We start from the raw sequence: 12,301 nt of genomic DNA, 5'->3' as shown, positions 1-12,301 counted from the left end.
CTCGGCTACTCCGCCGCCCGGACGTGAAGGCCGGTATGGCTGCGATCGAGATCGCGCGACAGCAATCGTCCGGTGGTGCCGGAGGCGCGGTTGACGAGCTCGAGATAGCCCTTCGTGACCCGCGAGAAGTGATTGTAGATGATCACGGCCGGAATCGCCGCGGCCAGACCGATCGCGGTCGCCAGCAGCGCTTCCGCGATGCCCGGCGCGACCACCGCGAGGTTGGTGGTCTGCGATCTGGAAATGCCGATGAAGCTGTTCATGATGCCCCAGACGGTACCGAACAGTCCGACGAAGGGCGAGATCGCGCCGACGGTGGCGAGCAGGCCCATGCCGGTGCGGACCCTGCGCGCTTCGGCGCGAACGATCTCGGTGAAGCTCGAGGCTGCGCGCTCCTTGATGCCCTCGTCACTGCCGAGCCCGGCCGACAGCCGTGCCTCTGATATCGCAGCCTGCAGCAGCAATGCCGCGACGGTCTTGCCTTGACCAAGCGCAAGATGGGCCTCGGCCAGCGACTTCGCCCCGGTCAGCTTGCGCAGCGCGACGACCAGCCGGCGGCGCAGGACGGAGAATTCGAGGCTCTTGGCGATCAGGATCGTCCAGCTTGCGATCGAGGCCAGCGCCAGCATGATCATGACCGCTTTGACGACGATGTCGGCCTTGAGAAACATGCCGAACGGCGACAGCTCGTCCAGCCCGGTGGTCACCGACTTGCCATTGCGGGCGCCGGTCTCGATGCCCACCGGGGCGGCAGCCGTTGGGGCGACCTGTCCCGACGCGGGAGGGGCCATCGTCTGGGCTGTGCCCGGCGCCGGCGCGGACAGATCGGTCGAGACCGCCGGGGCGGACCTGGCCGGCTCCTGCTGCGCATGTGCAGGTAGCCCCGCAGCAACAGACAGACATGACAGGACGATTGCAAACCTAACGAGGAACGATGTCATCATATCTCGGCCCATTAGACCTCGGCCCATTGCCGGATCAGATTGTGATAGATGCCGGTCAGCTTGACAGCATCGGGATCGTCCCTCCCGAGGCGGTCCGCCAAGCTCTGGATCGCCGCGTCCAGATCGAAGATCATGCTCCGGACGTGGGCATCCCGTATCATGCTCTGCATCCAGAAAAAAGAGGCGACCCGGGAGCCGCGCGTGACCGGCGTGACCATGTGAAGGCTCGATGACGGATACAGCACCGCGTGCCCCGCGGGCAACTTGACTTCGTGCGAGCCGTAGGTGTCCTCGATCACAAGCTCGCCACCGTCATAGCTGTCGGGCTCGGCCAGGAACAAGGTCATCGACAGATCGGTGCGGATGCGCAGGCCGGTCCGCGGATCGCCGCGCACGGCATTGTCGACATGGATGCCGAAATGGTCGCCGCGCGAGGCGGTGTAGCGGTTGAACAAAGGCGGAAAGATCTGCAGCGGGATCGCCGCCGACAGGAAGCGCGGATTCTTCGTCAGTGCCGTGATGATGCGCTGGCCCAGCACCCGCGCCGCCTCGCCGTCGGGCGGCAACTGCTCATTGCGCTTGACCATGGCCGACTGCGCCCCGGCCGTCGAGCGGCCGTCCTCCCACTCCGCCGCATCCATGATGCGGCGGAAGTCGGCGACCTCGTCTTTGGACAGAACGTCCGGGATGCAGATCAGCATGATCAGAACTTCGCAGTGGTGACGATGTAGAAGGCGCGCCCCGGGGCCACGGCGACGAACGGCACCGCGCTCCGATACAGCGTGTCGTAGTACAGCTTGTTGGTCAGGTTCTGGGCATAGAGCTTCATGGTCCAGTTCGCGTCGAGCTTCTTCTCGACGAAGGCGTCGAAGCGCCAGTAGCTCGGCAGCTCGTTGCCGGTGTTGGCCGCGAAGGTGCCGCCATAGACCTTGGAGCGGTAGACCGCCTGCCCGCCGATCTCCCAGCCATTGTCGAGCTTGTACTTCGACAGCATGCTGAACGACTGATGCGCGATGTTGGCGAGCTGCAGGCCGATGTTGGAGGCGACGCCGCTCTGCGTGACCTTCGACTGCATCAGCACCAGGCCGCCGAAGATGCTCCAGCGATCGGTGAGCCTGCCTTCGGCCTCGATGTCGATGCCCTGGATGCGGTAGGCCGCGCCCGAGGTGAGCAGGCCGCCGACGGTCTCGCGGGCATTGTCCTTGGTGGTCTGGAACAGCGCGGCTGAGACCAGCAGATGGCGGTCGACCAGCTCCCATTTGGTGCCGAGCTCGGCCGCCTTGTTGCGCTCCGGTCCGAGCAGGACCGCGGTGTTGGCGGGCACACCGCCGTAATCGGTGCCGGTGGCGTCGAGTTCGGAGCCGAACGGATTGGCCGAGGTCGCATAGGCCGCGTAGATGCTGCCGATCGGCATCGGCTTGTAGACCAGGCCGACATTGTAGTTGACCAGGTCGGCGTTCATCTTGAGGTATTTCGGCGAATTGGTCGACGAGCTCATGTTATAGCCGTCATAGCGCACCCCACCGTTCAGGATGACCGTGTCCTGCCAGTTGGCCGTGTCCATGACGTAGACGCTGTTGGTGTTGACGCCGTAGCGCGTCGGGTTGCCGATCAGCGACGGCGTATTGCTGAATGGGATGTAGGTGTATTGCGGCGAGTACACGTTGACGCCGGTAACCGCGCCCGAGCTGGTCGAGCCGCCGCCGAACAATTCGGACGAGAGTCCGGTGTAGCGATCGATCGAGATGTTCTCGTTCGAGAACTCGGTGCCGAGCACCGCGGTGTGCTTGACGCCGCCGGTATCGAGCTTGAACGTCGCATCGTTCTGGTTGGCCCACACGTCCACCGTCTGGTAGCGGCTCTGTGCGCTCGCCGTCGTGGTCCAGAGCAGCGGATTCGGGCTGGTCGTGTTGGGGCCCTGCGGCAACGTGCCGATATAGTTGAGAAGCGAGTGCTCGCCGCGGAACTTGCTGCTGAGGGTGATCGCCTCGTTGACCTTGTACTCGGCTGCGGCAGTGCCGAAATCCTGCCGCGCGGTCTGGAAGTCGCGATTGAGGAAGCCATACCAAGTGCCGCGCGGAATGCCTGCCGAGGTCACGGGGACGTTGCCCTGCTTGTAGTAGGGCACGCCGAAATCCGGATAACCCGACAGATCGGTATGGACATAGTTCGTCGTGATCTTGAGATCGTCGATCGGCGTCCACTTGGTCGAGAGGAAGGCGCCCCAGCGGTCATCGGTGACGAAGTTGCGCCCCGCCACATTGGAGTCCTGGAACAGGCCGCCGGTGCGCACCGAGAAGGTCGGCGAGATCACCTGGTTCACGTCGAGCGTGACGCGCTTCTGCTGGTCGGTGCCGAACTCGGTATCCATCCGCTTGAAGTTCGTATCGCCAGCCTGCTTGGTGACGATGTTGATGGCACCGCCGGCGGTGCCGCGGCCGGCATAGGACGAAGCCGGACCGCGCAGGATCTCGATCTGCTCGGTGAAGAAGTTCTCGCGGATCGACACCGCGGGATCGCGGATGCCGTCGATGAAGACGTCGTTGCGGGCATCGAAGCCGCGAATGAAGAAGCGGTCGCCGAACGCATTGCCGCCCTCGCCCGAGCCGAGCGTGACGCCGGCGGTCGAACGGCCGATCTCCTTGAGCGCGGTGACGTGCTTGTCGGCCAGCACTTCCTTGCTCATCACGGTGATCGTCTTCGGCGTGTTCAGGAGCGGCTCGGGAAACTTGCCCGACGCCTGCACGCGGTTGACCTTGTAGGGCTCGGCTGCGTCCGCGTAGGGGTTGGCGTCCGGCGCGGACAGTCCGCCTGCGTTCGGGAACGCCACCGCGGCCTGCTGCGCCGCCTGCTGACGGGCCGCCGCGCGGCGCAGGGCATTGCGCGCGCGGACCTGCTCGGCGGTCGGCTTGGAGGACGTCGGCTTGGCCCGCGCGATCGGCGCATCGACGTTGACGGGCGGCAGGTCGGACGCCGGTTGCGCCTCGGCCGACGACATCGATGCCACCGCCATCAGCCCGGCCACCGCCGACACCTTGGTGACGGAGGGCCCCTCTCCGCGTCCGTCATTGAACCTCATCGCTGCGACCCCACGCAGCGAACGCGGTGCTATCACCTGTCCCATTTTATTTTCACGCGCCCCAGATCTTCATTCCACATCGCTTACGCGGATCATTCGCAGTGCGACGATGTGTCGTTGGTATCGGGCGCGTTTCAGGGGGTCAATTTGAGGAGCCCTAATTTGGCCTTGAATAGTTCCAGATCAAAACAATTCTAAAAACGCTCAACTAACAACATGCGGAACTTGAAATCGTTCTAAACAGCGCGATTTGACTCGCGCTGCCGTCGAATCAGCACCGCGTCGGGCGTAACCCCGGCGCAGGTCAGTTCGACGAGCCAGCCGGCGCGTCGCTGCTCGGCGGCTTCATCAGCGAGAACAGCTCGTCCACGGTCTGCACCGCGATCTGGCGCACGCGATCGGAATCATCGATCCCCGCGATCCGCACGCCCTTGACGACGGCCCTGATCTCATCGCGAAAATCGGTCAGGAAACGCAACGGATCGCGCTGCTCGTTGGCGACGCGCGCGATCAGGCCGGTGACCAGGATCTGGCACGCGAGCATCTTTCCATTCAGTTCTTCCATCGTGAGCTCCCCATTCGCTATCGTCGCACGGCGCATCGTCGGCGACACAGCCTCGCTCCGGTTGAATCCTGCCGCGGCCCGACGGCGCCATGACGGCGGCGGGACCCATCGGCTTCTAATCAGCTCCCATCGGGCGCGACAAGACGGCGAGAATAGGTCGGAGTGCGGCATTCGCACGAGAGACCCGCGCGGCCGGCGAATGGTCCGGCGCGGCGCGCCAGCCGACGATGGCGGCAGAGGATCGCCGCAGACCGCCCTGCTCTCGCGCAGGCCACGCCGCGGCAACGGCAAGCTTCCCCGCCATTCTTCGCACTCAAGATGTTTTACTATATGACGCAACTCAAGATGGGGTCAGAACGGTCTGCGGCGCGGCTCGGCTATTTGAGCGCCACCTCGGCTTTCGGACCGGACAGCATCTTGATCCGATCCTTCAGGTCCCTGAGCGTGGACAGGCTGGTGGCGACGGCCTCGTCCGGAATGTCGTGCAGAACGTCGCCGGCGATCGCATCGCGCAGCTCGTCGAGATCATCGACGAGCTCTCGTCCCGCGGCGGTGAGATGGAGACGGTTCGCGCGGCGATCCCTCGGATCGTGTCGGCGCTCCAGCAGCCCCTGCTCGACCAGCCTGTCGAGCAGACGCACCAGTGAAATCGGCTGCAGTTCCAGCACTTCTGCGAGATCGACCTGTGACATCCCCTCATGCGCGCGCAGCCGAAACAGCACCACCCATTGGGCGCGGGTCGTGCCGCGCTGTTTGGCACGATGATCAATATAGTTGCGCAGGATGCGCGAGCTTTCGACAAGCTGCGCAACGAGCTGACGTCTCATATCCAGCGACATGGCTGTGAACTCCCTTGCGATTCCCCGAAGCTTGCCGATTGTTTAGGTTTGTCCACGCGCTCGTGTGTTTACACATTAATTGCGTGCGTACTATATCTGGCATGCTGGGAATGGTTTTAAAGACCGGTTATCCTGTTCGTCTCAGCATGTGGGCCAGCATGAAGACATCACGAACCCTCGGTTGGATCCTGCTCGTCGCGGCTCTCGGCGGCGCCGGCTATTACGGCTGGCAGCGTCATCAGGGCGCCGAGGCAGCGAAAAAGACCGCTGAGCAGACATCGGCCCGACCGCAGGCGGTTCGGGTCTCGACCGTGCCGGTCGAGAAGACGGACTTCCCGGTCTTCCTCACCGGCCTGGGGACCGTGCAAGGCTTCAACACCGTCCAGGTCCGCACCCGCGTCGACGGCCAGATCGACAAGATCGCCTTCACCGAAGGCCAGCTTGTGAAAGAGGGCGACCTGCTGGTCGAGATCGACCCGAGGCCGTTCCAGGCCGCGCTCGACCAGGCCAAGGCCAAGCGGGCGCAGGACGAGGCCAATCTCAACAACGCCAATCTCGATTTGCAGCGCACCACCAAGCTCGGCGAGTTCGCGACCCGGCAGCAGCAGGACACCCAGCGCGCCACCGTCGCACAGCTCACGGCACAGATCGCCGCCGACGACGCCGCGATCGCCAATGCCCAGACCCAGCTCAGCTACACCCAGGTCAAGGCGCCGATCTCCGGGGTCGCCGGCCTCCGCCAGGTCGACATCGGCAATATCGTCAACGCCTCGAGCCAGACCGGCATGGTCTCGATCGCGCAGATCGAGCCGATCGCGGTGATCTTCACCGCGCCGGAGGAGCAGTTGCCCTACATCAACGAGGCGCAGAAGACCGCTCCCTTGAAGGTGATCGCGTTCACCACCGACGGCAGGAAGCAGCTCGCCGAGGGCAAGCTGATGGTCGTGAACAACCAGGTCGACACGTCGAGTGGAACGATCCGGCTGAAGGCGGTGTTCGACAACAAGGACCACGTGCTGTGGCCCGGACAGTCGGTCTCGACGCGGCTGCTGGTGCGGACGCTGAAGGATGCCACGGTGGTTCCCGACGACGCCGTCCAGCATTCGACCAACGGGCTGTATTCCTACACGGTGAGCCCGGACAGCAAGGCCGAGCTGCGCAAGGTGAAGGTCGGCGTTTCGCTCGATGGCCGTACCGTCGTCGAAGAGGGGTTGACCCCCGGCCAGCAGGTGATCACCGGCGGTCAATTCAAAGTTCAGCCAGGCTCGGTCGTGACCACCGCGGTGGCCAGCTCGGAGCCGGCGCCAGCTAAGGTCCGGCAGGAATGAACGGCGGCATCTCGGCACCCTTCATCAAATACCCCATCGGCACCTCGCTGCTGATGGCAGGTATCCTGTTCATCGGCCTGGTCGCCTACCCCCTGCTGCCGGTCGCACCGCTGCCGCAGGTCGACTTCCCGACCATCCAGGTGACCGCCAATCTGCCGGGCGCCAGCCCTGAGACCATGGCGACCTCGGTCGCCCAGCCGCTGGAGCGGCAATTCGCACAGATCCCCGGCATCGCCCAGATGACATCGACCAGTTACCTGGGCACCGCATCGGTCACGATCCAGTTCGACCTGAACCGCAACATCGACGGCGCCGCCAACGACGTCCAGGGCGCCATCAACGCTGCCTCGGGCCAGTTGCCCAAGACCCTGCCGTCGCCGCCGACCTACCGCAAGGTCAACCCGGCGGACGCGCCGATCCTGATCTTGTCCGCCACGTCCGAGACGCTGCCGCTGACGACGGTCTCCGACTCCGTCGATGCGCAGCTCGCGCAGCAGATCAGCCAGATCTCGGGTGTTGCCCAGGTGATCATCGGCGGCCAGCAGAAGCCGTCGATCCGTATCCAGATCGACCCGGCCAAGCTGGTCGCCAAGGGCCTCTCGATGGAGGACGTGCGCAGCCAGATCGCGATCACCACGGTCGACAGCCCGAAGGGCAACATCGACGGCGAGCGTCGGGCCTACACCATCTACGCCAATGACCAGCTCACCGAGTCGAAGGACTGGAACGACGTCATCATCGCCTACCGCAATGGCGGTCCGTTGCGCGTCCGTGACATTGGCCGGGCGGTGACCGGGCCGGAGGATGCCAAGCAGGCCGCCTGGGCCAACGGCAAGCGCGGCGTGTTCCTGGTGGTCTTCAAGCAGCCTGGCGCCAACGTCATCGAAACCGTCGACAAGATCAAGGCGACGCTGCCGCGCCTGGTCGCGGCGATCCCGCCGGCCATCAAGGTCGAGCTGATGTCGGATCGCACGACGACCATCCGTGCCGCGGTCGAGGACGTCCAGTTCACGCTGCTCCTGACCATCCTTCTCGTGGTCATGGTCATCTTCATCTTCCTGCGCAGCTTCTGGGCCACGGTGATCCCGACGATCACCGTGCCGCTCGCGCTGCTCGGCGCCTGCGCGATGATGTGGGGGGTCGGCTATTCACTGGACAACCTCTCGCTGATGGCGCTGACGATCGCGGTCGGCTTCGTCGTCGACGACGCCATCGTCATGCTCGAGAACATCTCTCGCTATGTCGAGGAAGGCGAGTCCCCGATGGCTGCCGCCTACAAGGGGGCCAAGGAGATCGGCTTCACCATTGTCTCGATCTCGATCTCGCTGGTCGCCGTGCTGATCCCGCTCCTGCTGATGGGCGGCATCATCGGGCGCCTGTTCCGCGAATTCGCGGTCGTGCTGGCGATGACGATCTTCGTCTCGATGTTCGTCTCGCTGACGTTGACGCCGATGATGGCCTCGCGTTTCCTGCGCGGCGGCCACCAGGCTCATGGCAAATTCTACCAATGGAGCGAGCGCGGCTTCGAGGCGCTGCTCAGGGCCTACGAGAAGGGATTGGACATCGCACTGCGCTGGCGCTTCGCCACGCTGATGGTGTTCTTCGCCTCGCTCGGCCTGTCGATCTACCTGTTCGTGCTGATCCCCAAGGGTTTCTTCCCGCAGCAGGACAACGGCCTGATCACCGCCGCGTCGGAGGCGTCGCAGGACATCTCCTTCAAGGCGATGCAGTCGCGCCAGGAGGCGCTGGCCAAGATCGTGCAGGATGATCCGGGCGTGGCCAGCGTCGCAATGGCGATCGGCGGCTCCGGCCGCGCCGGCAATACCGGCAATCTGTTCATCACTTTGAAGCCGCGTGACGAGCGTGATGCATCGGCGCAGCAGATCATCGCACGCCTGAGGCCGCAGCTCGAGAAGGTCGAGGGAGCCCGGCTCTACATGCAGGCCGCGCAGGACGTCCGCCTCGGCGGCCGGCCGTCCCGAACCCAGTTCGAGTTCACGCTGCAGGACTCCAATCTCGCCGAGCTCAACGAGTGGGCGCCGAAGATCCTGGAGAAGATGCGCTCGCTGCCGCAGCTGCGCGACGTCGCCACCGACCAGCAGGCCGACGGCACCACCGTGCAGCTCACGATCAACCGCGACACCGCCTCGCGGTACGGCATCTCGCCCCAGCTGATCGACGACACGCTGTATGACGCCTTCGGCCAGCGCCAGGTCGCACAGTACTTCACGCAGCTCAACTCCTACCGCGTGATCCTGGAGATCCTGCCTGAGCTGCAGGGCAATATCGACACGCTCAACAAGCTCTACGTGAAATCGCCGACCACCGGCGACCAGGTGCCGCTCTCGACCTTCGCCAGTTGGACCAACGTGCCGGTGCGGCCACTGTCGATCAGCCACCAGGGTCAGTTCCCGTCGATCACGATCAGCTTCAACCTCGCCCAGGGCGTCGCGCTCGGCCAGGCCACCGATGCCGTGCAGCGCGCGATGGTCGAGCTCGGCGCGCCGACGACCTTGAACTCGAGCTTCCAGGGCACCGCGCAGGCGTTCCAGCAGTCGTTGTCGACCGTGCCGCTGCTGATCCTCGCCGCGCTCGTCGTGGTCTATCTGATCCTCGGCATCCTCTACGAGAGCTACATCCACCCGATCACGATCCTGTCGACCCTGCCGTCGGCCGGCGTCGGCGCGCTCGCGATCCTGATGGCGTTCGGCTACGAATTCAGCCTGATCGCGCTGATCGGCGTCATTCTGCTGATCGGCATCGTGAAGAAGAACGGCATCATGATGGTCGACTTCGCCATCGCCGCCGAACGCGACCAGCATCTGCCGCCAGAGCAGTCGATCCGCCAGGCCGCCCTGCTGCGCTTCCGTCCGATCATGATGACGACCATGGCCGCGCTGCTCGGCGGCGTGCCCCTGATGCTCGGCAACGGCACCGGCTCGGAGATCCGCCAGCCGCTCGGCTATGCGATGGTCGGCGGCCTCATCGTCAGCCAGATGCTGACGCTGTTCACGACGCCGGTGATCTATCTCTATCTCGACAAGGTCAACAACGCCTTCGCGCGCTGGGGCCGCACGCATATCGACCACGAGACCGAGGCCGCGGCGGCAGGTCCGGTCAAGGAAGCGGCGGAATAATCCGCCGCTTCTTGTCGCCTACTGCCGCGCCATCTCCGCGTTGGCCACGCCCTCGCCGTCCAGGCTCTGCTCGTCCTGCATCGTCACGGTCACGTGCGAGAGCCGTCCGGTGAACGCAAACGGCGCCGCATAGTCCGACACCGGGCTGCCGCGGTCATGGCCGATGTCGAGCCCCGACCAGGAGATCAGCGTGTGGAAGGCGAACTGCGTCGTCAGCGCGCCGGCCTCCTCGCCGTCGATCAGCAACGTGTACCGGCTCATGCCGGTGCGCGCGCCCTTGGCGGGCTCGGTCTGCCGCCTGAGACGTTCGACGCGGACACCCAGGCGATGCGATCCCGCCGGCACCGGGCGGGTCGAGCTGATGATCTCGTGCCGGCCGCCGATGTTGAGATCGTGCACGAGATGACCGTCCTTGACGTAGAGGCTGTAGCCCGACGTCGCATCGCCATGGGCGATGAGCACGCCGGATGCGCCCTCTGCATCGATCTCGACATGGGCCTCGATCAGATAGTCGCGACTGCGCACGTCGGGCGCGACGTCGGTCGGCACATGGCCCATGCCGGCGTGGAACGTAAAGCGCGTGCGCGCGCCGTGGAAACGCGCCGCGTTCTCGGCAAAGCGCGGGCCGAAGCGATCGTCGAGCGGCAGCACCTGGTGCGCCTCCGCCTGCTCCCACCACAGCTTCACCAGTGCCGCGAGCCGCTCCGGCTCGGCGGCGGCGAGATCATGCGTCTCGGAGAAATCCTGCGTGAGATGAAACAGCTCCCATCTATCGTTGTCGAACGGCGTGCCCGACGGGTGAAAGGCCACCGCCTTCCAGCCGTCGTGCCAGAGGCCGCGATGGCCGAACATCTCGAAATATTGCGCGACCTGCTTCGACGGTGCCGCCGGATCGGTGATCGAGGCGGCGAAGCTCACGCCCTCGAGCGGCATCTGCGGCACACCCGCGATCGTGGCCGGCGCATCGATGCCGATCAGGTCGAGCAGGGTCGGCACGAGGTCGCAGGCATGGACGAACTGGTGGCGGACTTCGCCGCGCGCCGCGATGCGCTGCGGCCAGGAGACGATGAAGGGATCGCGGATGCCGCCGCCATGGGTGTTCTGCTTGTAGCGGCGCAGCGGCGTGTTCGACGCCATCGCCCAGCCATGCGGGAAGTTCGAGTGCGTATCCGGCCCGCCGATGTCGTCGATCCGCGCGAGCTTCTCGGCGATCGGCTCCGGCTTGAAGTTGAACGGTCCCATCGCGTTGACGAAGCCGAGCGGCCCGCCCTCCTGGCTGGCGCCATTGTCGGACATGACGATCACGAGCGTGTTGTCGCGCTGGCCGGTCTTGTCGAGAAAGGCGAGCAGCCGGGCCAGATGCTGGTCGGCATGATCGAGCATACCGGCGAAGGCCGATTGCAGCCGGGTGAAGACGCGCCGCTCATCCTCGGAATGAGCCTCCCAGGGCTTCACGCCATCATTGCGCGGCGGCAGGTCCGTGCTCTCCGGCACCAGCCCCATCGCCTTCTGCCGCGCCAGCCGCTGCGCGCGCTCGGCGTCCCAGCCATGGGCGAAGACCGCGTCGTAGCTCTCGATGATGTCGTGCGGCGCCTGATGCGGCGCGTGGCAGGCGCCGAGCGCGAGCCAGGTCAGCCATGGCAGCTCGGGCCGGTCGGCCGTGTGGTCGGCGATGAAGCGGATCGCCTGATCGATCAGGTCGGCAGTCAGGTGATAGCCGTCGGCGTAGCTGCCGGGCGGGCTGACATGGGTGTTGTCGAGCACCAGCTCCGGCGCATATTGATCGGTCTCGGCGTCGAGGAAGCCGTAGAAGCGGTCGAAGCCCCTGCCGAGCGGCCAGCCGTCGAACGGCCCCGTCGCGCCGCTTTCGGTCAAGGGCGTGACGTGCCACTTGCCGACCATGTAGTTGCGATAGGCATGGGCGCGCAGCATCTCGGCCAGCGTCCCCGCCTCGCGCGCGATCTTGCCGCGATAGCCGGGATAGCCCGAGTCGAAATTGGCAAGGCAGCCGACGCCGACTGAATGATGGTTGCGACCGGTCAGGAGTGCCGCCCGTGTGGTCGAGCACATCGCTGTGGTGTGGAAGCCCGAATAGCGCAGGCCCTGCGCGGCCAGCCCGTCGATCGCGGGGGTGCGGATCCGCGAGCCGTAGCAGCCGAAATCGGAGAAGCCGACATCGTCGAACAGCACCACCAGGATGTTGGGCGCGCCCTTCGGCGGCTGCTGCGGCGCCGGCCACCAGGGTCTGGAGCCTGCGATGGTCCTGCCGATCGTACCGCCGAATGCGGGCTCGCTCATGCCTCGTCCTCCCTCTCGCTCGCGTCCCGGCTGCGCCTCGCAGCCCGTACGAGTTTATCGTTGTGATTGCTCTGGGATCCGCGACGCCCCGGGGCTGGGTGGCACGGCCAG

8 protein-coding genes are annotated in these 12,301 nt (G+C 65.4%); 2 read left to right on the top strand and 6 right to left on the bottom strand.

Translation table 11 applies throughout. The features are described 5' to 3' along the window. Positions 1-5 precede the first annotated feature (5 nt). From exbB to QW863_RS08475, 5 genes are all read right to left on the bottom strand, one after another. Complete coding sequence (exbB, locus tag QW863_RS08495) at positions 6-944, bottom strand: tonB-system energizer ExbB (RefSeq protein WP_315714468.1); 939 nt, start codon at positions 942-944, stop codon at positions 6-8. 11 nt (positions 945-955) lie between these two features. Then, on the bottom strand, positions 956-1,645 hold the full coding sequence (locus QW863_RS08490) for a Fe2+-dependent dioxygenase (protein ID WP_315714469.1): 690 nt from the start codon (positions 1,643-1,645) through the stop codon (positions 956-958). A 2-nt stretch (positions 1,646-1,647) separates the two neighbouring features. Further along, positions 1,648-4,068, bottom strand: coding sequence for a TonB-dependent receptor (locus tag QW863_RS08485; protein ID WP_315714470.1), 2,421 nt, complete (start codon positions 4,066-4,068; stop codon positions 1,648-1,650). 259 nt (positions 4,069-4,327) lie between these two features. Further along, positions 4,328-4,588: a hypothetical protein gene (locus QW863_RS08480; protein ID WP_315714471.1), complete on the bottom strand. Its 261-nt coding sequence runs from the start codon at positions 4,586-4,588 to the stop codon at positions 4,328-4,330. 377 nt (positions 4,589-4,965) lie between these two features. Then, complete coding sequence (locus QW863_RS08475) at positions 4,966-5,427, bottom strand: MarR family transcriptional regulator (protein WP_315714472.1); 462 nt, start codon at positions 5,425-5,427, stop codon at positions 4,966-4,968. 146 nt (positions 5,428-5,573) lie between these two features. Here QW863_RS08475 and QW863_RS08470 point away from each other — a divergent pair, with 146 nt between their 5' ends. After that, a complete protein-coding gene (locus tag QW863_RS08470; RefSeq protein WP_409977903.1) occupies positions 5,574-6,755 on the top strand; it encodes an efflux RND transporter periplasmic adaptor subunit in 1,182 nt (393 codons plus the stop codon). Continuing rightward, the gene (locus QW863_RS08465; RefSeq protein WP_315714475.1) at positions 6,752-9,892 is read left to right on the top strand and encodes a multidrug efflux RND transporter permease subunit; all 3,141 of its coding nucleotides are present in this window, start codon (positions 6,752-6,754) and stop codon (positions 9,890-9,892) included. The genes QW863_RS08470 and QW863_RS08465 overlap by 4 nt, the downstream gene beginning before the upstream one ends. Before the next feature lie 18 nt (positions 9,893-9,910). Here QW863_RS08465 and QW863_RS08460 read toward each other — a convergent pair whose 3' ends face one another. Then, the gene (locus QW863_RS08460; protein WP_315714477.1) at positions 9,911-12,190 is read right to left on the bottom strand and encodes an arylsulfatase; all 2,280 of its coding nucleotides are present in this window, start codon (positions 12,188-12,190) and stop codon (positions 9,911-9,913) included. Positions 12,191-12,301 lie beyond the last annotated feature (111 nt).

It is taken from the genome of Bradyrhizobium sp. SZCCHNR1017, assembly GCF_032381375.1.
Lineage (GTDB): Bacteria > Pseudomonadota > Alphaproteobacteria > Rhizobiales > Xanthobacteraceae > Bradyrhizobium.
Note: the sequence above shows the minus strand (reverse complement) of the source record. Positions and strands in the feature narration are given on the sequence as shown.

Excerpts from the sequence above, each read along its gene's own strand:
- exbB (WP_315714468.1), bottom strand. The coding sequence starts at position 944 with ATGATGACATCGTTCCTCGTTAGGTTTGCAATCGTCCTGTCATGTCTG.
- QW863_RS08490 (WP_315714469.1), bottom strand. The coding sequence starts at position 1,645 with ATGCTGATCTGCATCCCGGACGTTCTGTCCAAAGACGAGGTCGCCGAC.
- QW863_RS08485 (WP_315714470.1), bottom strand. The coding sequence starts at position 4,068 with ATGGGACAGGTGATAGCACCGCGTTCGCTGCGTGGGGTCGCAGCGATG.
- QW863_RS08480 (WP_315714471.1), bottom strand. The coding sequence starts at position 4,588 with ATGGAAGAACTGAATGGAAAGATGCTCGCGTGCCAGATCCTGGTCACC.
- QW863_RS08475 (WP_315714472.1), bottom strand. The coding sequence starts at position 5,427 with ATGTCGCTGGATATGAGACGTCAGCTCGTTGCGCAGCTTGTCGAAAGC.
- QW863_RS08470 (WP_409977903.1), top strand. The coding sequence starts at position 5,574 with ATGTGGGCCAGCATGAAGACATCACGAACCCTCGGTTGGATCCTGCTC.
- QW863_RS08465 (WP_315714475.1), top strand. The coding sequence starts at position 6,752 with ATGAACGGCGGCATCTCGGCACCCTTCATCAAATACCCCATCGGCACC.
- QW863_RS08460 (WP_315714477.1), bottom strand. The coding sequence starts at position 12,190 with ATGAGCGAGCCCGCATTCGGCGGTACGATCGGCAGGACCATCGCAGGC.